Origin of the sequence: Nostoc sp., assembly GCF_036917315.1 — a bacterium.
GTDB lineage: Bacteria > Cyanobacteriota > Cyanobacteriia > Cyanobacteriales > Nostocaceae > Nostoc.
Window position 1 is genome coordinate 86,230 of sequence record NZ_JBALDR010000052.1, and the last position, 25,988, is coordinate 112,217.

A 25,988-nucleotide genomic window follows, 5' to 3' on the forward strand; every position below is an offset into this window, starting at 1 on the left:
GAGCAAGGGAGCAGGGGAGCAGAGGAGCAGAGGAGAGATTTGTACAAGTTCTTTCCCCCTTGCCCCTCCGCACCTCTGCCCCTCTGCTTGCCACCACGCAAAGTTACCTTGGCAGACCACTAGATTTATGGGCGTTAGACTTCTTCATTGACAACCAACACCTCTGAAGTGAGCAATTTAGACAAATTGATGATGCTCATCATCCGATCGCGATAAGGTGCGACACCTTGGAGATAGTCATCTTTGGCAGAATTCAAGGCAATTGGAGGCGTGGTCATTTGGGAGGGATGAATATACGTCACATCAAAAATGTCATCCACGGCAATGCCCGCCACTCGTCGATCCAGACGCACGACAACAGCTTGCTGATGCGATGGGCTACGCCCCGCCGTAGGCGATCGCACCCCATTCATGGGCAGATCGACCACATTATTAATGTTAATTAAGGTAACAATTTCCCCCCGCAAGTTGATGTTGCCAACAATGTGCGGCGGACAGCAGGGAATTGGGGTAATCTTGTGAATCTCGGTAAACTCATGCACCGTTTCCAAGCCAAACCCAAAGTACTCACCCCCCAGCCCCACAACCGCTAGAGGCAAAAGCGTTGTCGAATCCTCCTCATTAATCGAACATCGCAGAGCTTCAGTTCGCTCTTGCAAAATCTGTCGCTCCTGCGAATCGAAATGGTCGTATAAACCCTGATTTAGCGCTGAATCAGAGGAATGTTTTAGTGCGTCATTGACTGAGCCGTTGTTAAAATCAGAATTTAGATTGAAAACAGTCTCTATAAAGGCGTGTTGCACCAACAGTTCGGGATTGAGCAATGTAACGATACCCTCTTCAACGTTGGCAATGCCAGTCACCAATCTATCCTGCAAACTCTCTTTCGATCGATCGCAAACATTGGCAGCGATCCGATCGGGTGCGATCGCTTGTACACTATCCACTTGATTGACGATGATTCCGATTCGTTGAGTTTCCCACTCCAGGACAATCATGCTGTCAGTCAATTGAAAAGGGGGACGCGCTTGTTCTAAACGGTGATATAAATCCATCACGGGGAGAAACTTTCCTCGCAGGTTAATCACGCCTAAAATTGTGCTGGGAGTTTCTGCGATCGCAGTCACTTCTGGCAGAAAGAAGAGTTCTTGCACGGCTGTAGCCGGAATGCCATAGCGTGAATGATTGAGTTTAAACATTAAATAAGATTCATGGCTCATAACTAGTTGAATTTAAGTGCTTAAGAACGTGTGCTTTTACTTCAGCAGTGGTTTGCTGGTTATGGGAATCGATCGCTTGTTGGGGTAGATTTTCCAAAATCTCTAGAAGCGATCGCCAGGTTTTTTGAGCCTGTTTTTCATTTCCCTCTCGTTCGTATATAGAACCCAATTCCAGGTGAGCAGTAACAGAATTAGGAGCGAGATAAATAATCCGTTTTAAGAATAATTTGGCGCTGTCGCGCTCTCCTTGCTCTTCGGCAATTTGAGCCAACAAATGATAGGGTTCGATCGCCAATGGATCGATCTGGAGTGCCTGCTGACACGCCTGATTTGCCTGGGAGTAATCGCCAAAATTCGCGTAAGCTTCTGCCATCAAACAATATGCCTGAAAGTCTTGGGGGACAAGAGCAATCAGTTGTTCCGCTATTTGAATGACATCGGCATAAGCTTCTTGAATTAGCGATTCCTTGGCTGTATCTAAAAGAGTTTGAGTGTTTGCGCTCGCGTCGAAGCCCGTTTCCAAGCTTGGGAGAGAGGGGGAAGAAATTTCGGTTTCCCTGCTCTCAATGGCAGCAGGTGTTACAGTATTCGAGACTTTGCTCTGCTCGTTGAGTGAAGTATGTCTTTGATAAACCGCAGATTGCGGAAAATTTTTGACTTGAAACGGTTCAATTGTTTGTCCGTGTAATTCCGTGTGGCCTGTGAGCAGAAAACCTCCTGGTGTCAGAGAGGAGTAAAACTTGTCTATAACTTGTGCGATCGCGCTGAAGTCAAAATAAATAAACACATTGCGGCAAATAATCAAATCGAAATCGTGAATGCTAGACGCGTAAGCGGGATAGTTATCCTGCATCAGGTTTCCAGGTTGAAACGTCACCATTGCTTGAATAGCAGGATCGATTTTCCAACCTTGTTTGTGGGAGCGAAAGTAGCGATTTTTGATTTCTGGAGTGGTTGTCCGAAAAGACCAATCGCTGTAAATTCCTTGTTGAGCCAGTGCGATCGCGGGTTGATTAATATCTGTGCCTAAAATCAGAATGTCCCATGTCTGATTGTCAGGGATCAGTTCCTTCACCAGAATGGCAAGTGAGTAAGCTTCTTCACCAGTCGAACACCCAGCACTCCAAAGCCGTAATGTCGGCCGATAAAATTCTCCATTAGCAGCGTTGTACTGAGTTAAAGCAAGCTCCCGTTTGCGCTCGATTAACTCTGGGAGCAGCTGATTTTTGAGCAGCGACATCTGCCCCTCATCCCGAAAAAAATAAGTTTCAATGACAGTGAGTAAAGAGATTAGTTCTTGCCACTCTTTCGCAACAGTAACTAATTGATTTCTTGCCACCAAGAACTGATAGTAATCATTGAGCGAGCATAATCCCAGCGCCCGGATGCGAGTGAAAAGATTTTTCTTGAATGTATCTTGATAGTGTGGCTTGATGTGAATGCCGAATGTATCAGCAATCAGAGCAACCATCTGTGACAAACTAAAGTCATCACTGTGTTGAGAATTGGGTTCAAATAAAATGGGGCGATCGCCGATCGTTTGATTCATCACTACATGATTTTCGAGCCGATACGCTTAGGTTTCCCATTTCAATCTCTTTATTCAGATTTGTATGACAATACTTCTGCCAATTTACGAGAGTTCAACGCCACCAGAAACGGGATGAATACGTCCTAAGGGACTTTCATAAAATAAACTATTCCACTGGCAATAATAATAATCATTGTTAAGGGGGTGAAGGGGCTGCCGACGGCAGCCCCTTCACCCCCTTTTTCTCCCTCTTGAAATGATTATCATTATTGAAAGAATCTTGCCTCTTGTTTTTCTTGGAATGATTTATTCTTTGGAAGTCCCTACTCAAGTCGTTATTTTTATAACTAAAACTAGGGCTGATGTTCAGAAAGTATCGCGTTTTGCCAAATATTGGTACATCTGCCAACGTGCATCTACTTCAGCTTGCGCTTGTTCTAACAAGTGCTTGGCTACGTCGGGTTTGCTCTTGGTGAGCATTTTAAAGCGATTTTCTTGATACATCGAATGTTCTACAGGTTGTGTAGGCGATCGCATATCTAATTGCAATGGATTTTTACCCTGGTTAAGCAACTCTGGATTATGCCGATACAGCAACCAACGACCTGATTCTACCAAAGTTTTCTGATGATTCATCCCTGTGGTCATGTTGATGCCGTGGGCAATGCAATGGCTGTAAGCAATAATTATTGATGGGCCATCATAAGCTTCTGCTTCCAAAAATGCTTTCAGGGTATGTTCATCTCTAGCTCCAAGGGCTACACTCGCTACGTAGACATTTCCGTAGGTCATGGCAATCATCCCTAAGTCTTTCTTTGGTGCGGGCTTACCACTGGCGGCATATTTTGCAACTGCGGCTCTTGGCGTAGCTTTGGAAGATTGACCGCCTGTATTAGAATACACTTCTGTATCCATCACCAAGATGTTGACATTCCGACCACTAGCAATTACATGATCGATACCGCCAAAATCGATATCATAAGCCCAACCATCACCACCAACAATCCAGACACTTTTTCTCACCAAGTAATCTGCAAGGGATTTGAGATTTTGGATTTTAGATTTTAACTTGGGGTCGAAAGTTACAATTTCATCTAACTTCTGCTGCAACAGTTCTATCCTTTCGCGCTGTTCCCAAATGTCAGCCTCAGATTTTTGTTCAGCTTTCAGGATTGAATAAACAAGGTTTTCATCGATTTCACTTCCCAACTGTTGCAATAATTCCGCCGCAAACTCAGCTTGTTTGTCAAGGGAGAGGCGGAAGCCAAAACCAAATTCGGCGTTATCTTCAAATAGATTATTAGACCACGCGGGGCCGCGTCCTTCGGCGTTGGTTGTCCAAGGTGTTGTGGGGAGATTTCCACCATAGATTGAGGAGCAACCTGTTGCATTGGCAATGACGGCGCGATCGCCAAACAATTGTGTTAATAATTTTAGATAAGGTGTTTCACCACAACCTGCACAAGCACCAGAGAATTCAAATAATGGTTCTTGCAGTTGTTGTTGGCGAATCTGGTTTAATTTTAGCGATCGCCTGTCAGGATTAGGTAAACTCAAAAAGAAATCCCAGTTCTTCCGCTCTTGCTCTTGTAAAGGCAACTGCTGTGCCATGTTAATCGCTTTCAGCGATGGCTCAGATTTATTTTTAGCAGGGCAAATATTTACACAAATAGTGCATCCCGTGCAATCTTCTGGGGCAACTTGAATGGTAAATTTTTGATTGGCAAAGTCTTTATCTTTTGCACCAGTTGACTTAAAGGTTGCTGGTGCATTAACTAACTCATCGGACTGATAAGCTTTAGCACGGATGGCACTGTGAGGACAAACCATAACGCACTTACCGCATTGAACGCAGATATCTGGTTCCCACACAGGTATCTCTTCGGCAACGTTACGCTTTTCCCACTTGGCAGTACCTACGGGAAAGGTGCCATCAACAGGTAGTCTGCTAACAGGTAAATCATCACCTTCCCACACCATGATTTTACCCAAAACTTCTCGCACAAATTCGGGAGCGGAGTTAAGAGGAGAGTGGGGAGTTAGGAGTGAAGAGTTAGGAATGAGGATTGTTTGGAGGACATCTACTTTATGCAAGTTGTCTAAGGTGTTGTCTACAGCTTGCAAGTTCATGCGGACAACTTCTGCACCTTTTTTACCGTAAGTTTTGTCAATCGCTTGTTTGATTTTAGCGATCGCTTCTTCTTGCGGCAAGACACCCGCTAAGGCAAAGAAGCATACTTGCATAATGGTGTTAATTCTGCCACCCATGCCACTTTCACGGGCAACTTGGCTAGCATTGATTACGTATAACTTCAAATGCTTGTGAATAATTTGCTGCTGCACCTTCAAAGGCAAATATTCCCAAACGGTATCTGCATCATAAGGACTGTTAAGCAGCAAAGTCGCCCCAGGAATAGCAGACTTCAAAATATCTATGCGTTCCAGAAATCCCCAGTGATGACATCCAATAAAGTTAGCTTGGTCAATTAGATAGGTAGAGCGAATTGGCTTTTTACCGAAGCGGAGGTGAGAGACGGTCATTGAGCCAGATTTTTTGGAGTCAAAGACAAAGTAGCCTTGAGCGTAATTGTCAGTTTCTTCACCAATAATCTTGATGGAGTTTTTGTTAGCGCCAACAGTACCATCAGCACCTAACCCATAGAACATTGCCCTGACAACACTATCCGATTCTGTAGAGAAATTAGGGTCAAAGCTCAAGGAAGTATGACTAACGTCGTCATTAATCCCGATAGTGAAATGATTTTTTGGTTTAGCTTGGGCAAGATTGTCAAAGATGCCCTTCACCATTGCTGGAGTAAATTCTTTGGACGAAAGACCGTAACGACCACCAACAACTTTAGGCAGAGGGGAATCTAATCCTAACTTCTCCCCTGCTCCCCATACTTCATACAAAGCCGTAACTACATCAAGGTAGAGGGGTTCCCCAATGCTACCTGCTTCTTTGGTGCGATCGAGAACTGCGATCGCTTTTACACTAGTTGGTAATGCTGCAACAAACCTTTGGACATCAAAGGGGCGGTAAAGTCGCACTTTCACTACACCAAGTTTTTCACCACGGCAGTTCAGGTAATCTACTGTTTCATGGACGGTTTCACAGCCTGAACCCATAAGAACAATAACGCGATCGGCATCGTTAGCGCCGTAATATTCATAGATTTTATAATGCCTTCCCGTGCGTTCTCCAAATTCATCCATGATCCGCTGGACAATTGCTGGACAAGCGTTGTAATAAGGATTAGCACCTTCACGTCCTTGGAAGTAGACATCGGGGTTTTGGGCAGTCCCGCGCAATACGGGACGATCTGGGGTGAGGGCGCGGCTGCGGTGGGCGAGTATGAGATGATCGTGAATGAGCGATCGCAAATCATCATCTGAAAGCAGTTTAACTTTTTGCACTTCATGAGAAGTGCGGAAGCCATCAAAGAAATGCATAAAAGAGACTCGCGTCTCTAGGGTAGCAGCATGAGCAATGAGAGCAAAATCTTGACTTTCCTGCACCGAAGCGGAACACAGCAGGGCAAAGCCAGTAGCACGAGCTGCCATTACGTCGCTATGATCGCCAAAAATTGATAAAGCATGAGTAGCCAAGGAACGGGCGGCAACGTGAACCACGGCGCTAGTCAACTCACCAGCAATTTTGTAGAAGTTGGGTATCATTAACAATAATCCCTGAGATGCCGTGAAGGTGGTACTCAGAGAACCTGTTTGCAAAGCCCCATGCACAGCACCAGCCGCTCCTCCTTCGCTCTGCATCTGCACGACACTGGGAATAGTACCCCAGAGGTTGGGACGACCTTCTGCTGACCAAGCATCTGCCCATTCACCCATTGCTGAAGAGGGGGTGATGGGATAAATGGCAATTACTTCATTTAATTTGTAAGCAACACGGGCAACAGCCTCATTCCCGTCGATAGTTGCAAAGGTTTTGTTCATAATATGATTTTTGTCCCCGCCTCTAAGCTGCATTATCAGAACACGTGAATATAAGAATCAGAAATAGCCAGTACTAGAAAGTAAGTGTATTATCTGCATTAAAAATTTGACGGTAGGATTTACTCCGTGTTTAAAGGATAGTTTGTTGATACCTTTAGGCTCTTAAATTAACTTTCAATCAATACTGCATCTATTAATATCTCATCCGCAATACTGCATCTATTAATATGTATTAATAATGTACTCAATGACCAAAGTCTTTGTTTTAAAAGACTTTTAGAGAATTTATTCTTTTTTGTGGGGTACAGGGACGGGGATATTACATTGCTAATCGCCGATTTCCATACCATTGACTCAAATCATCCTCAATCGCTTCAATAATCGCGATTACTTCAGTTATTGATTTTGCATCGGCAGCTAAAAGTGCAAACGCCCGCTCAACCCGCTGTTGATAGTCCTGCGGGCAAATAGCGAACTTATTAGCAACTGCGATTGCCCCCTTTTCATTCAACAGGTAATCTTCATTGAGCGCGAATAAAACTTGATTCATACACGCCACACTGCGGAAACAACAACCTGCTGCGTAAACAACATCATTGCGTGCAATCGCCTTTTTAGCAACCAACAGCGAGAAACTTATTTCCCAGGCGAAAGTATCAATAGTTGCCTGTTTCAGCCCAACTGGATACGGTTTTGTTTTTACCTTCAAAGCTTCTAAAACCCCATCGGGGTCGTAAAGTGGCTGGCAAAGAGCAATTTCCCCCATATAAATAGAGGACACAAACCCATGAGGGTGTCCTGGTTGATAATCAATGGTAATGCGTCCGTTATGGCAATCATCAATCACACGATTTACCTTCACCAAATCGCGATAGAGAAAATCTACACCTACACCTTGAACCTGTAGCCAACCACCACCGTTAATCCACTTTCCCCATTCGCCGATCGCAGTAATCAAATTTACGCGATGGTTATCATCAAGCTCACAGGCGAGGCGATTTAGAGCAATTAGATCGGGCGGTTTTTCCTTCTTGTAATAAATCCCCAAATCCACATCTGACTTTAGGGTATGGTTGCCCCGTGCCCGTGAACCACCCAGTGCAATTGCTGTAATTCCCTCAATTGACCGCAAACTTGAAACAATATGGTTAATGAATTGAGGCGATTCTTTATTCATAAATTTTCTTAGTTGCTGCCATAAAGTTTAACCAAAGGTAAACCTCTCTGGGGAATACTACTAAAAAAAAGTTGTTTTATATTGTTAGATTTATCTGATAAAAAATAACTCAAAAATGCAATTATTGTTGATATAACCACTAGAGTTACGTTCGCACCTATCGAGATAAAAGCTAGTGTTAATAGTGCAAATATAAGAAGGCAAATATTACTAAAGCTTTGTACCTTTTCTAGAAATACCACAGAATTACGACAACTTGGACAATGCTTTGTATGTCTATGCCATCGGTCATATAGTTGTTCATCATTCAATTGTTTAATACTGCCTTCTACACATCCTTGCCATGAAGGACTACCTCCAGCAAATTCGTCTAGCCATTTTCTGAAAGTTATAATACCTACATCAGAAGGAGAAGGCATAAAGTATGACTTTTGCCATTTTTTATCTAATGATGACTGATTCACTTCCTGCGAATGCATAGCTGATAAATCTTGGTCACTTAGCTTGTATGTGGATAAGTGCTGTAACCCAGTTTGTAAATCCTTTGGGAGAATCTCATACCAAAAATTTCTTTTAACTGAACTTCCATCAGAAATAAACTTACCAATATACCTACAGTAGCCTGGTTGTGTAGGAACAAAATACAACTGAAAAATATTAGTTTTGCCGTTAGGATAACTATATATCGTAGTATTAGAAGAGGGTGGAGTAAACTTCCGCATCGCCTCCATATCTTTGTTGAAGAGATTGTAGCCTTGATGTTTGAGAGTAAAACCTTCTTGAGCAGATATTTCTCCAACAGATTCAAAATATTCCATAGGCACAGCTGTTTTAGGTGAAAAAATACCTATTCCTTCATGAAGAAATTCTGCATGAGAAGGATCAAAAGTGCTTTCAACAGACACAGTGTAACCAACTGGAACTTCTGTCATCTGCCAGGAGATAGAAGATATATCTAGTTCTAACTCAGGGATGGTAGCTGGCTGCTTTGAGTTACAATCCTCAAAAGCTGTTGAACTATCATCTGGCCATACCCAAAGCAATTCTTGGTTAACTTGTGTAGGATATGTTGTAACTCTTGACCTGAAACTATCACAAGCAGTTACTTCTGCTTGGCTACCAGCCAACATGGGAATTTTAATGCATTTACCTTCACCATCAAAACACCAACCGTGATGTCTACACATTAAGTTTCCATCTTCAGTGATGCTTCCCATAGATAGTCGCGCCAACTTATGAGGACAAACATCATCCATTACGATCCACTTTTGATTTTGGTCTCTCCAAATCACTAGTTTTTTCCCCAAAAGAGTGACTGGGCTGGGATTAAAAACATCTAAGTAGCTTAAAGGAATAATAGGATACCACTGTTTAGTCCAGGAAAACTGAGTTGTCATAATAAGAGTTAGAAACCTAATTTATAAAACTATAACAGTAAGTTAATTTGGCAATATAACGACTCAAAAATTGGTACTGAATAGCTGGAAAAAAGTAAATTCACCGGCGATCGCATTACCATTGACAGCAAATAAAGCACAATCTGTAAACATCAGAATTTCGCAACTTTCCAGTGCTGATGTCGCCAGAATTAACTATTTATTATCGAATGAATCGTTATATATTAGGGTAGTATGTTTCCCGCTAGTATGTAAAAGCACGGTTAATTGATGTAAATCGAACCTGCGTTATCGTTTAACATTTTTATATTGTGTAATGACTGTGTGAATTATCACTAAACCTCAAAAAGTATCAAAATTTATTTTGTAATATAATCTTATGTGTTTTTATATTAAATACAATTTATGCCTTATCGGAGAAATTTTTTAAGAAGAGCAGGATATACAACCCTTTCTGCCTTATTAACTATGGGGTTTTTACAAAAGGATAACCAAAAAGAAAATCAAGGCACGAATGCTATTGCAGGAAATTATACAAATAAAAATTTAAATTCTCCTCTTCGGCAATTAGCTGCCGCCAAAGGAAAGCGCTATGGCGCAGCAATTTCTAATGAATTTTTGCAAACAGAGAAAGATTACGCTAACCTGATGGCTCGTGAATGTTCCATTGTGACACCGAATGGTGAATTAAAATGGAACGCTACTGAACCACAGCCAGGACAATTTACCTTTGAATCAGCAGATGCGATCGCTGATTTCTGCCAAAAACATAAGATAGAATTGCACGGGCATACCCTTTTCTGGCATATGGGAAACCCAGACTGGGTTCCTTACCCACCTACACCTACGATGATCGAACGCCATGTTAAAGGAGTCATGGGACATTATCGCAATAGTCCCGTTTTAAAGTCTTGGGATATTGCCAATGAAATCATCGCTGATAGTGAAAATGAAACTGATAACGCAACAACCGGTTTGCGTAAAGGGGTAAAACCAGAATTGATTCGAGATTTGTTTTTAATTGCCGCTTCAGTTGATAGCAGCAAGAAATTTTACCTAAACGATTTTGGCATTGAAGGCACCACATGGAAATCAGAACGTTTCTTAAGAATGGTCGAATATCTCAAGAATAGTGGTGTGAAAATTGACGGGGCAGGTATCCAGTCGCATCTATGGTTTTCTACTGCCTATGGTTTTGACGAGAAAGGATTTAATTCCGTCTTAAAACGGCTTAACGACCTTGAAGTTAAACCAATAATCACAGAATTAGATATTATTATTGATATGCCATTGCCCGATAGTATTAAAAAGCTAGACCAGATGGTAGCCGATAGTTACAAGCGATATCTTGATCTGTGCTTTGCAGCTAAAGTTGATACTGTCATTACATGGGGACTTAGCGATCGTCATACTTGGATACGTCATCCCAAGTGGATGCCAAGAAAAACCTTTAGAAACAATCCAAGTCTCTGGAAATTTCTGCGTCCGCTTCCCTTCGATGATAATCTGCAATCTAAACCAGCCCGCAATGCTATAGCCCAGGCTTTTCAGGAATCAACTTAATAACTCCACTCAGACATAATAAATATAGCATTTCCTCAGCAACTGAGGTACACCCAAATCTTGTTTACCAAGCTTAGTAGCTTTGAAAATGTACCTCACTATGCCGGGAATTGCTATAGGATTTTTAAGTATTATTCTAAGCAAAATAGATGCAAATATTTTTAGTTATTCACGATTATGAAAGTTGAATAAGACTTACTGACTAATTAATCATTAAATCTTAGTACAACATTTCATAAATTCGTGACGAATTGAGCGACCTATTGGTAAGAGTCTGAGAGACTCGATCAGGCTACGAACTTTTGAAATTTCGTACTTAGAAATACCAGCAGGTTATTTTTTTTTCGTTTACTTGAGATACTCCAAATTTCTCGCAAAAATAATGTCCCAACAAACCAAGGCTCAACTAAGTAACGTCTCCAAAGTCTTTTTGGTTCAGAGAACAAGCGATACAACCATTCCAACCCCACCTTTCCCATCCAGCGAGGAGGAGTAGGTATTGCTCCTGCTATATAGTCCATACAGGCTCCACTAGTCAAAATAGTGTTGGCATGAATATGTTCAAGATTTTCGTAAATCCAATACTCTTGGCGTGGCATACCCATCCCTACCATTAATATATGGGGTTTGTAAGCATTAATTGCAGCCACAGTGTCAAGATTTTCTTGACTATCTTTATCTATATCAATATAGCCATGAGCGCAAGCAATCTGTAAACCAGGAAATTTCTGGCATAAAATATTTGCAGCATTTTCAGCAACTCCTGGCTTTGAACCTAAATAGAATACACGCCAGCCTTTACTAGCAGCTTCTGCCATCAGAGGCCATACCCAATCAGCATAGGTTACTCTTTGTTCCCGTTTAATTGGCAAACCCAACAGCTTTCCAAGAAACACTAGAGGCATACTATCAATATGGGTATATTCTGCCTTCGCATAAAAAGCTTGCATTTTTGGATCGTTATGGAAGAGATAAAGACTATGTAAGTTGTGATTAGCAATAATCCATTTTTCATCTCGATCAATAGATTCTTCAATCAATAAATTTAAGTCAAAGATAGAGAGTGCATCCATTTGAGCACCAGTAATTTTATAAGAAAATCGCTTTTTCATATCTTATTTTTGTTTTGATAAATATGAGATTTTATCTCAAGTAAAGGTGAAGATTCTAAAATTAATTAGTAATATTTAAATACTGAAGTACTTAAATAGTTAGATAATAATTTATTGGTTAATAATTATTATCTAACTTATAACTAAAAAGCACTTGTTTTTATGAGGATATCTGCGATATTTTGTGCTCTTGCATTCCAGGAATACTTTTCTGTAATTAAAGTATATGCTGTATCTACAATTGACTGATATTTATCAATATTTGAAGCAGCATCCAGTATTGTCTTAGCGATTTCTTCGCTAGAGTATCCTGTTACTAACAGATGTTCTAAATTGCGAAATTCTTCTAAACCTCGCAAGCCTTCTGGTGTTGATACAACTAATTTTCTACTAGCAAAATAATCTAATGCTTTATTGCGAGCACCACCTGCTACTGCTTGTTTGGAAAATGGCAACAAAGCAATATCTGCATATTTCAGATGGGCTACAAAATCTTCTCTTTTAGGTAAAAAGCCTAAAAAAGAAATATTAGAGGGTATTGGTTCTGAAATATCACTACTATCCCTACCAATAACAACAAAATGCACTTTTTCTTGATGACTTTCAAGGGATTTGGCGACCTCGATAGCCATTGATACAGACATATCATTAGTTGGAAATTGAAATGTTTTGGGAGCAATAATAACCACTATTTTAGCTGGTCTAAATGCTTGATAGGGATCTCGATCTGGAAAAACTTCAGTATTGAGTAAGTCTTGAGTCACTCCATTCCCGATAGAATAAATTTGCTGTGGAGTTTTTCCATACCATTGGGAAATTAGTTTAGGAATTGATTCACCTGCTGCAATAATTGGACTACCAGAGAATATTAAAATTCCCTGAGCAATATATGTCTTAATACATTGTGCAAACTCTTTGAAAGGATTGGCAACTGAAAACAAGCGCATCCAGTATTCATAAGGCGAAAATGTATGAAAATCTAAGACAAGAGAAGAACTACTGTGTTTTCTAAGCTTTAGTGAAACTAAAGCAGCCAATCCAGGTAGCGTTTCTTGAGCATACACAATGTCTGGACAAAACTCGTCGATGCACTTTTCTATGGATTGAATATATGACCTCAAGCTTCTCGATCCAATAGAAAAAGAAGGTGCATAATTAACAGATGAACAATCTAAACCTAGCTGAAAAACATCAAAATGTTTAGTAAGATATTGTCCTAGGTAAAAAGGTCTAGTAAATGCACCAAATGGCTGACTAGAATCGAGAGTTGAGACAATCAGTAAGCGTTTACCCATAAAATGATTGCTGATTATTATTTTATAATTTGAAACTACATTTGTCAAATTCTTAAGATATTTATGACTTATCCAAATATCATCCAATAATGACTATCATGCAAGTATTAAGCTCCTGAGCTAGTTTGATTAATATCCTCAGAAAATGTGGGAGAGGTTGCCAAATTTTTGTAGCCAATAATTGCTCTAATATAGGGTAAAAACCAGTATAATATCCAGAATGGCCCAGAGTGTCTGCTACAAAATATAGTCCATGATTTCAATGGAAATCCTTTAATTTGTAATACTTTTTTGAAGCGTTCTAATAGATTTAAATTGGTATCTGCCCAACTATTGTGGATAGAGTTTTTAGTACAAGTCCCAATATACCCAGGAGCTACCCATATTTTACAACCCAATTTACGCGCTCTCAGGGCATAATCTAAATCTCCTAAACTATGAACAAAAGCTATATCAATATTGCCAACTTTGGCGGCAACACTTTTAGGAATTAGCACGCAGTTACCATACATAGCATCGCATTTTTGGATAACGGAACTTGGTTCTAAAAATTCAAATTTATTAGAATACCACTTTTTAGATTTTACCGCTCCTCCATAGGTTGATTTTCCTGTAATTAAGTCTTTAGTTGAACCAACTACAATTGAGTCTGGATAACCAAGTTCCGTCAAATTTTGATGAACCTGCAATAGTTTACTTACAGCATTGGCTTCCAGAAATGTGTCATCATTCAACCACAGATAATAATCATATTGATATTTTATTGCCTCACCAAAAGCGAGATGCATTCCTCCCACCCAAAATAAATTGCCATTACCCTGAAGTATTTGTACTTCTGGATATTCTGCTTTAACAGCCTCTGTAGTCCCATCAGAACTCCCATCATCAGTTAAATAAACATCACAATGATTTTTTTGCTGATATAAAGCATTTAGACAGGCAAGAGTTGTATTCCGCCTGTTATGGCAGGTCATAATTACGGCTAGATTTGCTTGCTTCATATTATTATCCTCATATAACATCTACAAAAAAATTAATCCAGATCATAAACTTACAGGTTAAAACTTAACCATTTTTTCTATCCAGCCACTTAAATTAATATCTAAATGGAAGTTTTTTAGTTTTTGTTCCATTTTTCTGGCTACCAAAATATATCGATGCCAAACTGATACACGAGGCATATTAAGTCTGATAACCTCTTGACATAACCATAGATATTTTTCTGAATTGATATTGAATCTTTTCAATCTTTTTATTTGTGCATTCCAATCGTTATAAAAAAATAAGTTGAAATAATGAATGGATATAATGTCATCCCAATGTTTAATTTGTAGTTCTTTTGATAAACGATTATGTAAAGGTAATGGATAACTATAATTAGGAGGAAGATGTTCAACCTTTTCTTCCAAGGCACATAAAGTTACAGACAAAACAGACTGCTCAACAAAATAAATACCCTGGGGAGGAGTAATATCCAAGCGCATTACTTTTTCAAAGTTCTCTTTCCAAGTTGTAAATATACCTGCACTCCTTCTTACAGCAATCAAACCAGAATTCCAGTAAGCTCTGATTCTCTTATTCCCAATTGGTGTATCAACAAATATCTCACGCTTTACTCCCAGTACTTCATATAGTTTTTGCCAATACCATTCTTGAGGGTCTTGCAGACCTGTAGAACCAATTCCTTGACCATACTCAGGACGCATCCGTACATTACAATCTACTGGCAATAAAAATTCTTTCGGTTCAGAAAAAAAGCATTTGTCACTGTCTAAAAAAACCAATACTTCTGCATCGATATTTTGTTCTGCATAGGCACAAACTAAAGGTTTATTGGCTAAATAATATTCATGAAATTCTCGATTTATTGGAATTTGTTGATGAATCACCTGCAATGCTTCAAACGCTTGTTGGGTTTGCTTTAATATCGGTTCACCTACTCTAGGATGAAAACTATATATAGGTGTATCTTTCAATTTGCCGCAGAACTTACGAATACTTTCTGCAAGCATCAAAGATTGACCTTCTAAACGGCCAGGCTCTGTACAAATTATAAAAGCTATAGGTATTGACATATTATGAAGTATTGATTTACTAAGTTAATTACTCAATGAAGATTTCTTGGCTATCATCAATATTTCCTCAAACAAGGCTGAATAACGACGTGCTTGAAGTTCCAGGGTAAATTCTTGCTCGGCTTTCTCACGAGCATAAAATGACAGTTTTTGCAACCTCTGTTCATTTTCAATTACCCAGGTGATTCCTTTGGCAAAATCCTCAACTTCATAAGGTTTAGCCAAATAGCCATTCTGTTGATGATCGACAATATCTTTTAAGCCAGTAGCATTAAACGCCACAACTGGAGTACCACAAGCGAATGATTCTGAAGCTGTCTGTCCAAAGGATTCTTGAAGAGATGGTACAAGCATTACATCAGCAGCTGAGTAAACAGTTGCTAAAGATATAGCATCGTGTAAGTGTCCCAAATAGTGGGTTTTGAAGCCTAAATCAGGTGGGTTTTCGGGTTGAGATGCTCCAAAAATCACAACTTCCAAGTCATCCTTCCAGCCAGATTTACTCAATTCTTGTAAAGCTGGTTGCAATAAATGAAATCCTTTATTTCTATCGCTTGTTGCTTCTATCGCTCCAAAAAGTATCAGCTTCTTATCTTGGGGTAGATTGAGTGCTTCTCGCGCAAAATGTTGATTAATCGGTCGATATTTTTGAGTATCCAGTCCGTGGGGAATTACCTCGATTCGCAAATTCTGGAACAAAGAACTGGAACGAGCGCACTGCGCTAACCAAGAACTTGGTGAAACCAGAGTTAAATTTAAATTTTTCCAGGCTTTTACTTTGCGCTGCCATACCCAACGAGATAGATCCCACTCATTACCACTGCTGAGTTGAGGACAAGCCCCGCAGGATACTTTGTAGCGATCGCATTCTCCAGTTACGTGACATCCTCCAGTAAACCCCCACATATCATGGAGAGTCCAAACTAGAGGGCGCTTCAGTTTAGCAAAGGTTTCTATTTGCATAAAACCTCCGCTAATCCAATGCAGATTGATTATATCTGGATTAATCTGAGCAACTTTCGGAATAACTCTATCTGGCAACCATTGAGTAAAAAATGGAGTATTTTTCTTTTGGCGATAAAGCTTTAATGGTAAACTTTCAACTGTCAACTTTGCCTTAGCGATGCCTTGAAATAGTCTAATTTTAGGTGCAATTACTGTTTTATCATTGCTATATTTTTCCTGAACTAACATTTGTGACTGTAGTCCTATATCCTGTAAACCTGTGTGTAAACGATATGCAGCCCTCGCCGCACCGCCATTAATATCATGGGTACTAATATGTAAAATTTTCATTTTTATTAACTTAATAATCACTAAAATTATTTCTGACTGCCACAAAAACTAATTGACTAAAATATTTTTACTATTTCTTTGATATTCAACAGTTAAAGATAATGAAGTGGTGACATACATTAACCAATTCCAGCTAGGAGTTAATAATCTTGCTTCTGAAAAATTAACTATGACTATGATAATTAGCATCTGCATTGGCCAATAATCTTCCGGTTTTTTAGCGACAGAAATAATTCGAGTCAATGCCATTGCAAAAAAGCGGACAAACCCTGCTGCAAAAGTCAAAAAACCTAAAAATCCCAACTCTAACAATAATTCTAAAAAACCATTATGGGCATTACTTGCCCAATCATAAGTAGCTCTTAATTTAGATGCAGCATTACTAGTCCAAAATCCCGAAAATCCATAACCTAACCAAGGTCTTTCCAAAATCTTGGAAATTACTAGATCCCAGAGGTCAGAGCGTCCATTGAAAGTAAGGTCTTTACCAGAAGTACCAACTACAGTTTCGGCATTATTGAGAAGTAATATTGAAGAAATCATCAGGAACATCAAAGTTGAAGTAATCATAATAACTTGTAATTTATAATTAGTTTTCTTCAAGGATCTGTAGAAAGGTAAAAGTAATACCATTGTCAATAAGATCGTTAAAGATGTTGTTGAACGTGAGAGAATAATTAGACATATAGAGATCCCACATAATCCCCACATCAACCAGCGATATCGATGACCACTAAGAGCTAGGTGCAAGAAAACTCCTGCACTCCAAGCCATCATGTAACCTAATTCATTTTTATGACCATAAATTCCACTCCACATACCTAGTAATTCAGGCGATTCGTGAATATAACCTGGTACGAATGCAGAAAATATTATAGATAATGATGCAGCTACACCAAGTGCCCAAGCTATCAGTCTCATTTGTTCCCTAAGGGAATAACGCATTGCTAAATAGATTGCAAGAAAATATATGCGGATTAGACCTCTTAGATAAGTAAGACTAGAACTTAGGTCTTCTGACCATAAAAGAGAAAATATAACTATTGCTAGTAGAAAAAACTGTAATGGACTTCTAGTAATTACATAAAGAAAACCTTTCCAGTATAAAATTAGGAAATAAAATAGAATTAAATATGAAACTATATTGAACAAAGTATCTAGCTTATCACCTCCAAGGGTAGACATGGAAACTTCTTGTGCAGGGTGTATTGTTAATGCCCCTACAGCAATGAGTAATAGCAAGATAGTTAATATTTTTTCTGTTAATTTTACTTTCATTTGGGATATTTAATTAATTTATTATTTTATCGCTGAGTAATTCAATCTTTTCTTCACTTCCTCTTTAAAAATGTCCAATGCAGTTGCTTTATAGACTGTTTTCTGTGTAAAATTATCTGCTTCTACATTCCTGACAATAAATGGTGGATGTTGTAAGGGAAATTCCATTGCTTGCATCGGCATATTGATGAACGAAAATTCTTGATTGGAAGTGAAGTGAGTTGCGTCTGCACCAACACCAACATTAGAGATTAAATTGACATTGGGAATAATACTTAAGCTTCCCTGCATCCAACAAGCAAATGTCCATTGGTAATCCCAGGTTATACCCGTAGGATTGTCATAAACAGATTGAAATATTCGTTGCCAAGAATTTACCGCTTTTTGGTCTAGAAGAATGTCATATAAAAGGTTTTCTGCTTGCACCTCTTTCCAGAGTTTGATGGTCAAATCATAATGTTGCCAAGCACGTCTCCAACTTGCCCAACCCCAACAGTGGTTGTAACGAGAAAAATAGTAACTATAATTTGTACGTTTTCGTCCAAGTTGAAGATTTTGAGCAGAAATTGTGGCGATTCTGGTATCATTTCTATATTTTTCCAGCAGTTCTTCGCTAAATCTGAAAAAAGTTGGATGAGGGATACAATCATCTTCTAAAATAATTGTCTCTTCAACATTATTAAATACCCAATCTAAACCACTTGATACCCGTTTTGCACAACCTAAGTTGATATCAGAATAATTCTTGATTACTTCACAATCCCAATCAACTCTCTCAATAATTGCCCTAGTAGCTTCGCATTTTTCTACCTCACCTTCGCGGTCAGTGCGGGGGCCGTCTGCAATTACAAAAAGTTTTGTTGGCTTTGCTTGGCGAATAGCTTCAAAAGCTTTCTCTGTTGTTTGTGGACGTTTAAAAATAATCAAAGTTATGGGTGTTTGCATAATAATAAAATTTAAGTAGCAACAATTAGTATTTGTAAAAATGAATAAGCGATCGCACCTGAATTCTAAATAGTTTTTGTGTTCTTGAATCAAATCCATTACATATAAAAGCAGCAGCAGCTTGAGATATTATTGTTGCGATCGCAGCCCCAAGTCCTGCATATTTAGGAATAAGTAATAAATTGAGAATAATGTTTAGTATCGCTCCAAATAAAGTCTTACCTAAAGAAACGTGGTTCAAACCTTCAGCAATAAACCAAGGTGATGTTGCAAGACCCATAAATACAAACAAAGAAGTCCAAATATGAACTGCTAATATTGGTCCTGCTTCTGCATATCCACTTCCAAACATCACCATAATTATCTTGTCAGATAAAAATGACATAGGAAGAGCAATTACTAAAGATATACATGTCATAAGACTGAGTAATTGTCCTATTCGCTGATAGTAAAGACTTTCTGATTTTTCCTTGGCGGCATAAATTGCTGGAGCAACAGAAGAAACAATAGCCCCCGGAATAAAATACCAAATTTCAGAAACACGTACAGCCGCAGAATAAATACCAACCTCACTATCTCCGATCATTTGACCTAACATCACCTGATCTATTCTCATAAAAATCATGATGGCGAACCCCGAAAAAATTAGAGGTAAGCTCTCTTTCAAAAGAGTTTTAGCAGTTGCAACACTCCAACGCCATAACCATAATGAAGACCCTTTGACTTGGTAAACAATCAGTAAGCCAATTGCACTCATTGCAAATTCTGCTAATGTCACCAAAGCAAAAGCTAGCAACGGTGCTTTTGTTAAAATCAGTGCGATTTTGATGAGAGTATTTAGCAGAAATGCCGTGTTTTTAGCGATTACAGTATATTTTGACTGCACCTGTGATTGAAACCACAGTTCAATAGTATCAGATGCCCTAAAAACTCCTGCTATTCCTAAAATTGCAACTAGCCATATCTTTAGTGTTTCATCCTCACCTAAGAAAAACATCGTGCTAACTGCCAATAAAACAGAAGCAATTCCACCCAAAAATTTTAGCCAAAAAGTAGTTCCTAAAATTTCCTCTTTGTTTGATGATTGACGCACAAGATGGCGAACTACTACGTCGTCTAGTCCAAGAGTAAAAATTGGGCTAAATAAGGCAACAAAAGCTAAAGTATAGTTAAATAGACCATACTGTTTTACTCCTAAATAACGTGCTACCCATACTCCTACAACCAAGCTTGCACCCATACGTAGAATGCGATCGGCAAATAACCAACCTGTATTAGCAATAATTGCACGCAGCCCAGAACGAGATTGAAATTTCGATAAGTTTTTAATTTTTAATTTGCTTAACATTATTTTTATGAATTAATCACAAGTAATTATTTATATTTATCAATCTCGCTCATGCAACTTTTTCATTTTTTCAAATACAAAATAAAGTGTATTTATTCAGTAACTCACATTATTGTTCGTTTACAAGATTTTTAATTTACCACTAATCAAAATTTTCAAAAAATAGTTAAATAAGTAAAGAATGCCCTTGATTTTCCAATACAAACTATGCTCAAATAAAAATATTATTTTCAAATAAGTAACAAAATCCTGATGTTTTGGGCATGGTATTGTTTGTAACTCCCTGATAGATGTAAAAGCTAAGAATAATGGGGAGCTAAAATTGTTTTTTTGCAGAATGTAATTAAACAGGGAATTGCGTTTCCAGAATCTTTTGTATTCATAGTTTTTGTCTACATCTAAAAAATTCTTATTATGATACTGATTATTTTCATGTATTCTATACATCACTAAAGGTTTAGACATATAAAACTTTTTAGCCCCCACCAAAGAAGCTCCCCATACTAAACAGTCATCAGCCCTTACACGCCAATCTTCTAAATTTGGAATAGGTAAAAATTTTCTGACTATTTCTCTACGTATTGATAATGTTGAAGTTATGGAACCAATCCATTCACCATTATATAAAGTTCTAATTACTGAATAACCCAAATCTAAATCAACTGCATCGTCTTGAAATGTCCCTTCTACTGCTCCAAATTTTTTATACGCACAAAATACAAAATCACATTCACTGCGTCTATTGTAAAAATTTAGGGCGTTTTCTAAATACTGAGGTTCATAAATATCATCGGCATCTAAAAAAAATATAATGTCACCAGTAGCAGCTAAAAAACCTTCATTAAAAGATGATAATTGTCCTTGATTTTGTTCTTTCAAGATAGATTTAACATTAGCTACTTGAGTAAAAATCTTGATAATTTCCGTGGAATTATCTGTGGATGCGTCATCAACAATGATAATTTCATCAAATTTCACTGTCTGATTTAAAGCGCTATCAATTGCTTCCGAGAGAAATTCAGCATAATTGTAATTATTAATTAAACAAGAAGTTTTAATTTTAGTTTTATCCATTTTTCCTACATTCAAAAAATTGGGTTTAGATGGTTTTAGTGATGGGAACTTTCACAATTTATAAAAGACCTTAACGCTCTTTGTGAAATTTAGTTAAGCTGCTAGATACCAAATCTTGTTCTATTTGTCGTTTTTTAGTGTCATAAAAATAATTATTAGGTTCATTTTTAGTATTCACGCCATTGATGACTATCCCTAATACCTTCTGACCTGATTGAGTTAAAAACTCTTTAGCTGCATTTGCACTGTTCAAGTCAACCACTCCAGGACGAACGACTAATAAGATACCGTCAGTCAAGGTGCTTAAAACAGCAGCATCTGCTATTCCTGACAGTGGCGGAGTATCGAAGATTACAAGATCGTATTCTCTCCCAAAGTTACTAATTAATGCCGCCATGCGTTGAGAATCTAGCATTGCCACTGGATTTGGAGGCAAAACTCCAGAAGTAAGAACTTCCAAATTAGGCATTACTTCCTGAACAGCTGTATCTAAAGAAGCTTGATTGATTATGATGTTACTTAGTCCCATTGTATTTGTTAGCCCCCAGATATGATGCTGTATGGGATGACGCATATCTGCATCCACCAACAACACCCTACGCCCCGCCTGAGCCATAGTCACAGCTAAATTTGCAGATACGTCAGACTTTCCTTCTTTGGCAACGGAACTTGTAATTACAATGCTTTTGAGTGGTTTATCAGAACAGAGGAACTTCAAGTTCACTTGTAGTATTTGATATGCGTTACCAACAGGGAAGTAAGGAATATCTCTACCAATAATTTTGGGAATAGCTCTATCAAGTCCTGGTATAGAAGAATGATCTTTACCATTTCTACCTTGTGTAGGAATCACTCCCAAAACACTGTATCTCAAGACTTCTTTGGCTTCTTTGACGGTCTTCACCGAGCGGTCTATCAAGTCTAAAGTAAAGGCGACAATGATACCTAAGAAAAAACCAACTCCTGCTCCACCAATAATAAACAGCATTTTCCGAGGCCCTTCTGCTTTATCAGGGGTTAAAGCATAAGAAATGACACGAGCATTAGGAATCTTTTGGTTCTGTGCAATATCAATCTCTTGGCGTTTCTTTAAGAGTGTTTCGTAAGTCGTTTGAGCTGCTTGCAGTTTCCGTTCTAGCTCTCGTTGACTCTGTTCTAATCTGGGCAAATTATTTGCTCGTTTTATATAGGCATTTTGCTGTTGTTTGAGTGTGGCAATTTGTCTCTCTAGACCAACGCGTTCTGCCTGGGCACGAGTAATATCTGCAATTAGGCTTTGCCGCAGTTGTCCAACCTGTAAACTTCCCTGTGTTATCTGCGCTCCACCAGCTACTTGTCCTGTCCGCTCTTTTAGCAAGTTCTTAAGAGCTACGACTTTTTCTTCTAAGTTAGTAATTGTAGGGTGTTCAGGTGAAAAACGGGTACGCTCTATTGCTAGTTTGCTTTCTGTTTCTTGGAGTTCAGCAAGCACTTTCTGAACTCCAGGTGCTTGACTCAATTCAGATTCGATTACACCTTGCCGTGAATCTACCTGAGCTTCACTGCTTAACTGTTCTAAACGACCCTTCACATCATCTAGTTGAGCTAAAGCTTGAGAAATTTGATTTCCTAACTTAGAAATTGTATCGACTGCTGCGGCTGCTTCTTGTTCCAGGACAACAACTTTATTTGTTTCTTTAAATAGCCGCAGTTTTGATTCGGCTCTTCTGACAACTTCCTCAGCTTTAGGTACTTCCGTTACAAGAACCTGTTTGGCTGTCCGCGCTTCATTTTGATTAGCCTTGATATTTAGATCGATATAACTGTCAATAACTTCATTAACGATTTTGGCAGCTAGCTTCGGATCGCCGCCTTTATAAGAAAGTTGTACAACATCAGTGCCTTTAATTCCTTCTATTTTTAGTTGTTTTGCCAAGTCGGGAATCGAAAGCAGTTTGCCTTGACTATCTTTAAGGTTGAGGGAATTAATCGTTTTCTCAATTACTGGATTTGATCCAATAACTCTCACCTGAGTTTCCAGGGGATTGTCGTTCACATTCAAAGCTTCTAGGCGTCCTATGTCATCCGGTAAGCCCGTGAGTGAGGAAGAGCGATTTGTTTTAATCATCAAACTTCCTTCGGCCTTGTATGAAGGTTTTAGTGAAAATGCATACAAGCATCCAAGGCTAACAGATATGGCGAAAATTCCAACTAGAGGTAGCCAACGCCGTTGAAAAACTTCTAAGTATTTCTGAATATTTACTTCTTCAAAATTTGGTAAAGATTCCATCGTCATAATATATGTAAACTTTTATAAAAAAAGACTATTTACTTACAGTAGATTGTTCTCACAATTTTGAAGACAGTAACACTGTAGTCTACCTTGTGATATTAATCTTTGGGTTGATTGTTAGCTAATACCTTATTGCTGAGGTTCTTCAATATCTGAAGTTAACTAATAGTTTGGCAAGTCACAATTTTAACTGAGATTGATATTCTACTGACAGCAAAGCCAGGATAACTCACAATTTTATCCCTAATTTAGTTGCTTTCCATTTTTGGGGCTGAATTTTTGTTAATTTAGTTTTGTGTTACTACTAACGCAAGTATTAATTAGTAACCTAACAATCACTATCATATTATGTAAGAACACTGAATTTAATAACTTTACAAAAAATTCATATAAAATACTACTATATTCACTCTCGATTTGCTGATTTTGAAAAAGCAAGAGGGGTTAATTACTTCAGGTAAGGAATAGTTCGATTGTGCCAGTCTGTAAGCAATGTAAGCACTTCAAAGATAGGCTGTAGACAGGGAAAACAGATATCTATAAAGACTGGATAAATCTTTACGTAAGCTACTTCAAAACTTTAAGTAACAATTAATTATTGCTCTGAATAATAGTCAATTTTGGGAATAATACGGGACTGACAATCATAAAATTGCATGATTTGAGTATTGAACCTATAAGCACTCGCAGTCAGTTTAATTCCCCTTTATGCAGAAGTATCCTACAGTGTGTAGCATAAATGTATCTAAATTTTTACACGCATGAAATATAAACGGCTAGTAAGTAAATTGGCACCAGCTTAAATTTAACGTAGCCCAGCAAAAGAGTATCAAATAACAGCATGGCTAGAGCAATAAATTAGTCTACATCAGACTAGTACTGCAAGGCGGAATTAAAAATTAATACAGTATAAGGGTTTCGTTGATTTGGAATGGTGAGGCAGTCCGGTCTTCTCTCAAGGGGAGACGCCAAGGGCGATGGGGGAAACCCCCATGAGAAACTGCTGTTAGCGCAGCGTTAGCGAGTCATCGAGCGTCAGGGGTGGTTTATTTCCGCCGTGTTGTACTAGTACAAAACAGCGAAAATCCAGCTACTATCTCAATTAACCAGACAAATAGCTTAAGCAACTTGTTCAAAGTAGGCAAAATTCCGTCATACTTTACTATATTTCACTATATTTTTAATAAAGTTTAGCTATATTTATTATTACCTGTGTTAATCTGAAGTACTTAAGCTAGTCTGCTATTTCTTGGTTTTTGTATCTAGGTAATTGTAATTATTAAACTGATATTAAATGTTGAGAGATTGAATTATGAAATCCTCTTCTATTATTTTAGCCGTTGTGATTAGCGCACTCACCCTCAGTCAGAGAGCCTATGCTAACCAAGAGAATGTTCCTATAACAATAGGCGATCGCGATCGGGTTGGAGTTTTATTGACAGAACCAGCTACGATTAACGCTACATGGAGCAATTTTATCGGACAGACTAATAATCCAAAACAAGCTGCTGAATCAATTTCGCTGATGCAGGAGCGAGGATGCCAAAAAATTAACCCGCTTGAGTTCATCAATAACCCAAGTGCTTTTTTTAAGCAATGTCAGGAGCCAACCAAGACTCAAAGTACTGAACCAATTGAGTATCTCAAGGTTCCTAAACTGGATTCTGGTATTCGTGTGACAGTTACTAAATTTTGATATAGGAACTTTTTTAACAATAGATAGCTAATTCTTGGTAGTGTGATTTATCTAGATAATTTACGCTCGAATATGAATGAAATATTTATGCTGGCTGCTTTAACTCAAAGCAGAAAAGCTTTGCCGGAATGTTTGCCGAACCCACCAGTAGGCTGTGCGATCGTAGATGGCCAGCAGATAGTAGCTCAAGGATACACGCGGGCGCCAGGAAAACACCATGCTGAAGCTGACGCACTTAAACAGATTCAAGGCAAAGCTTTCAACAAGTTGAAAATGTATGTAACTCTTGAACCTTGTTCTTTTGATGGACGCACACCTGCATGTGCTTTAGCGATCGCTGAAGATTGTCGGATACATGAAATATATGTATCTATACTTGATCCCGACCTCCGCAATAATGGTCAAGGATTAGACATTCTCAAGAATTGCAGGAAAAATAGTTAATGTCGGTTTATGCGCCAATGAGGTAAATGCTTTTCTTAACCAATATCTACTAAAGTGATGGTTGAAGAGTTAGATTAAAATTTCAATATAGTATCATTTTCCCAAAGATATTTGCAATAAGCCAACCATCTATGTAAATACATAACTGTGCTTTTGTGCAACTAGAAGTTGAAACTAGTAAGCGAGAAAGCTGTGAGATGTTCCTTGATTAGGAGTTTTAAGCTGTTGCGCCTACAATTTGCATATAATAAAGATGAATATAACTTCGGGTACAGGTTGTTATGCCGGCTATTGGCTTTCTAAGTTTAGAA

At 38.5% G+C, this 25,988-nt stretch carries 18 protein-coding genes; 3 read left to right on the forward strand and 15 right to left on the reverse strand.

Translation table 11 applies throughout. The features are described 5' to 3' along the window. Positions 1–134 precede the first annotated feature (134 nt). The 5 genes from V7K84_RS25725 to V7K84_RS25745 form a co-directional block, all read right to left on the reverse strand. Positions 135–1,220: a chemotaxis protein CheW gene (locus V7K84_RS25725; protein ID WP_334842259.1), complete on the reverse strand. Its 1,086-nt coding sequence runs from the start codon at positions 1,218–1,220 to the stop codon at positions 135–137. Then, a complete protein-coding gene (locus V7K84_RS25730; protein ID WP_334842261.1) occupies positions 1,210–2,769 on the reverse strand; it encodes a CheR family methyltransferase in 1,560 nt (519 codons plus the stop codon). The genes V7K84_RS25725 and V7K84_RS25730 overlap by 11 nt, the downstream gene beginning before the upstream one ends. 348 nt (positions 2,770–3,117) lie before the next feature. Beyond that, positions 3,118–6,705: a pyruvate:ferredoxin (flavodoxin) oxidoreductase gene (gene nifJ / locus V7K84_RS25735; protein ID WP_334842263.1), complete on the reverse strand. Its 3,588-nt coding sequence runs from the start codon at positions 6,703–6,705 to the stop codon at positions 3,118–3,120. A 319-nt stretch (positions 6,706–7,024) separates the two neighbouring features. Then, complete coding sequence (locus V7K84_RS25740) at positions 7,025–7,882, reverse strand: nucleotidyltransferase domain-containing protein (RefSeq protein WP_334842264.1); 858 nt, start codon at positions 7,880–7,882, stop codon at positions 7,025–7,027. 8 nt (positions 7,883–7,890) lie between these two features. Continuing rightward, the gene (locus V7K84_RS25745) at positions 7,891–9,279 is read right to left on the reverse strand and encodes an aromatic ring-hydroxylating dioxygenase subunit alpha (RefSeq protein WP_334842267.1); all 1,389 of its coding nucleotides are present in this window, start codon (positions 9,277–9,279) and stop codon (positions 7,891–7,893) included. Positions 9,280–9,684: 405 nt separating this feature from the next. Here V7K84_RS25745 and V7K84_RS25750 point away from each other — a divergent pair, with 405 nt between their 5' ends. Beyond that, entirely contained in the window at positions 9,685–10,842 is a 1,158-nt protein-coding gene (locus V7K84_RS25750; protein ID WP_334842270.1) for an endo-1,4-beta-xylanase, read from the forward strand. 287 nt (positions 10,843–11,129) lie between these two features. Here V7K84_RS25750 and V7K84_RS25755 read toward each other — a convergent pair whose 3' ends face one another. From V7K84_RS25755 to V7K84_RS25800, 10 genes are all read right to left on the reverse strand, one after another. Beyond that, entirely contained in the window at positions 11,130–11,954 is an 825-nt protein-coding gene (locus V7K84_RS25755; RefSeq protein ID WP_334842272.1) for a WecB/TagA/CpsF family glycosyltransferase, read from the reverse strand. Positions 11,955–12,097: 143 nt separating this feature from the next. Next, the gene (locus V7K84_RS25760) at positions 12,098–13,249 is read right to left on the reverse strand and encodes a glycosyltransferase family 4 protein (protein WP_334842293.1); all 1,152 of its coding nucleotides are present in this window, start codon (positions 13,247–13,249) and stop codon (positions 12,098–12,100) included. Positions 13,250–13,356: 107 nt separating this feature from the next. Beyond that, positions 13,357–14,250 (reverse strand): glycosyltransferase family 2 protein, encoded by an 894-nt coding sequence (locus V7K84_RS25765; RefSeq protein WP_334842275.1) that lies wholly within the window; start codon positions 14,248–14,250, stop codon positions 13,357–13,359. A 57-nt stretch (positions 14,251–14,307) separates the two neighbouring features. Next, the gene (locus V7K84_RS25770; RefSeq protein ID WP_334842276.1) at positions 14,308–15,324 is read right to left on the reverse strand and encodes a hypothetical protein; all 1,017 of its coding nucleotides are present in this window, start codon (positions 15,322–15,324) and stop codon (positions 14,308–14,310) included. Positions 15,325–15,348: 24 nt separating this feature from the next. After that, entirely contained in the window at positions 15,349–16,620 is a 1,272-nt protein-coding gene (locus V7K84_RS25775) for a glycosyltransferase family 4 protein (RefSeq protein WP_334842278.1), read from the reverse strand. Positions 16,621–16,668: 48 nt separating this feature from the next. Next, a complete protein-coding gene (locus tag V7K84_RS25780; RefSeq protein WP_334842280.1) occupies positions 16,669–17,898 on the reverse strand; it encodes an O-antigen ligase family protein in 1,230 nt (409 codons plus the stop codon). A 21-nt stretch (positions 17,899–17,919) separates the two neighbouring features. After that, positions 17,920–18,843 (reverse strand): glycosyltransferase family 2 protein, encoded by a 924-nt coding sequence (locus tag V7K84_RS25785; RefSeq protein ID WP_334842283.1) that lies wholly within the window; start codon positions 18,841–18,843, stop codon positions 17,920–17,922. A gap of 25 nt (positions 18,844–18,868) precedes the next feature. Continuing rightward, positions 18,869–20,191, reverse strand: coding sequence for a flippase (locus V7K84_RS25790; protein ID WP_334842285.1), 1,323 nt, complete (start codon positions 20,189–20,191; stop codon positions 18,869–18,871). A 120-nt stretch (positions 20,192–20,311) separates the two neighbouring features. Further along, positions 20,312–21,265, reverse strand: a complete 954-nt coding sequence (locus V7K84_RS25795) for a glycosyltransferase family 2 protein (protein ID WP_334842286.1) — start codon at positions 21,263–21,265, stop codon at positions 20,312–20,314. A 70-nt stretch (positions 21,266–21,335) separates the two neighbouring features. Further along, positions 21,336–23,540: a GumC family protein gene (locus V7K84_RS25800; protein WP_442940994.1), complete on the reverse strand. Its 2,205-nt coding sequence runs from the start codon at positions 23,538–23,540 to the stop codon at positions 21,336–21,338. 1,309 nt (positions 23,541–24,849) lie between these two features. Here V7K84_RS25800 and V7K84_RS25805 point away from each other — a divergent pair. Both V7K84_RS25805 and V7K84_RS25810 read left to right on the forward strand, forming a co-directional pair. Continuing rightward, complete coding sequence (locus tag V7K84_RS25805; RefSeq protein WP_334842288.1) at positions 24,850–25,233, forward strand: hypothetical protein; 384 nt, start codon at positions 24,850–24,852, stop codon at positions 25,231–25,233. Between the two features lie 72 nt (positions 25,234–25,305). Then, positions 25,306–25,677: a deaminase gene (locus tag V7K84_RS25810; protein ID WP_334842289.1), complete on the forward strand. Its 372-nt coding sequence runs from the start codon at positions 25,306–25,308 to the stop codon at positions 25,675–25,677. Positions 25,678–25,988: the final 311 nt, after the last annotated feature.

Excerpts from the sequence above, each read along its gene's own strand:
- V7K84_RS25810 (WP_334842289.1), top strand. The coding sequence starts at position 25,306 with ATGAATGAAATATTTATGCTGGCTGCTTTAACTCAAAGCAGAAAAGCT.
- V7K84_RS25760 (WP_334842293.1), bottom strand. The coding sequence starts at position 13,249 with ATGGGTAAACGCTTACTGATTGTCTCAACTCTCGATTCTAGTCAGCCA.
- nifJ (WP_334842263.1), bottom strand. The coding sequence starts at position 6,705 with ATGAACAAAACCTTTGCAACTATCGACGGGAATGAGGCTGTTGCCCGT.
- V7K84_RS25785 (WP_334842283.1), bottom strand. The coding sequence starts at position 18,843 with ATGCAAACACCCATAACTTTGATTATTTTTAAACGTCCACAAACAACA.
- V7K84_RS25790 (WP_334842285.1), bottom strand. The coding sequence starts at position 20,191 with ATGTTAAGCAAATTAAAAATTAAAAACTTATCGAAATTTCAATCTCGT.
- V7K84_RS25745 (WP_334842267.1), bottom strand. The coding sequence starts at position 9,279 with ATGACAACTCAGTTTTCCTGGACTAAACAGTGGTATCCTATTATTCCT.
- V7K84_RS25730 (WP_334842261.1), bottom strand. The coding sequence starts at position 2,769 with ATGAATCAAACGATCGGCGATCGCCCCATTTTATTTGAACCCAATTCT.
- V7K84_RS25770 (WP_334842276.1), bottom strand. The coding sequence starts at position 15,324 with ATGTCAATACCTATAGCTTTTATAATTTGTACAGAGCCTGGCCGTTTA.
- V7K84_RS25775 (WP_334842278.1), bottom strand. The coding sequence starts at position 16,620 with ATGAAAATTTTACATATTAGTACCCATGATATTAATGGCGGTGCGGCG.
- V7K84_RS25765 (WP_334842275.1), bottom strand. The coding sequence starts at position 14,250 with ATGAAGCAAGCAAATCTAGCCGTAATTATGACCTGCCATAACAGGCGG.
- V7K84_RS25795 (WP_334842286.1), bottom strand. The coding sequence starts at position 21,265 with ATGGATAAAACTAAAATTAAAACTTCTTGTTTAATTAATAATTACAAT.
- V7K84_RS25805 (WP_334842288.1), top strand. The coding sequence starts at position 24,850 with ATGAAATCCTCTTCTATTATTTTAGCCGTTGTGATTAGCGCACTCACC.
- V7K84_RS25725 (WP_334842259.1), bottom strand. The coding sequence starts at position 1,220 with ATGAGCCATGAATCTTATTTAATGTTTAAACTCAATCATTCACGCTAT.
- V7K84_RS25800 (WP_442940994.1), bottom strand. The coding sequence starts at position 23,540 with ATGACGATGGAATCTTTACCAAATTTTGAAGAAGTAAATATTCAGAAA.
- V7K84_RS25780 (WP_334842280.1), bottom strand. The coding sequence starts at position 17,898 with ATGAAAGTAAAATTAACAGAAAAAATATTAACTATCTTGCTATTACTC.
- V7K84_RS25750 (WP_334842270.1), top strand. The coding sequence starts at position 9,685 with ATGCCTTATCGGAGAAATTTTTTAAGAAGAGCAGGATATACAACCCTT.
- V7K84_RS25755 (WP_334842272.1), bottom strand. The coding sequence starts at position 11,954 with ATGAAAAAGCGATTTTCTTATAAAATTACTGGTGCTCAAATGGATGCA.
- V7K84_RS25740 (WP_334842264.1), bottom strand. The coding sequence starts at position 7,882 with ATGAATAAAGAATCGCCTCAATTCATTAACCATATTGTTTCAAGTTTG.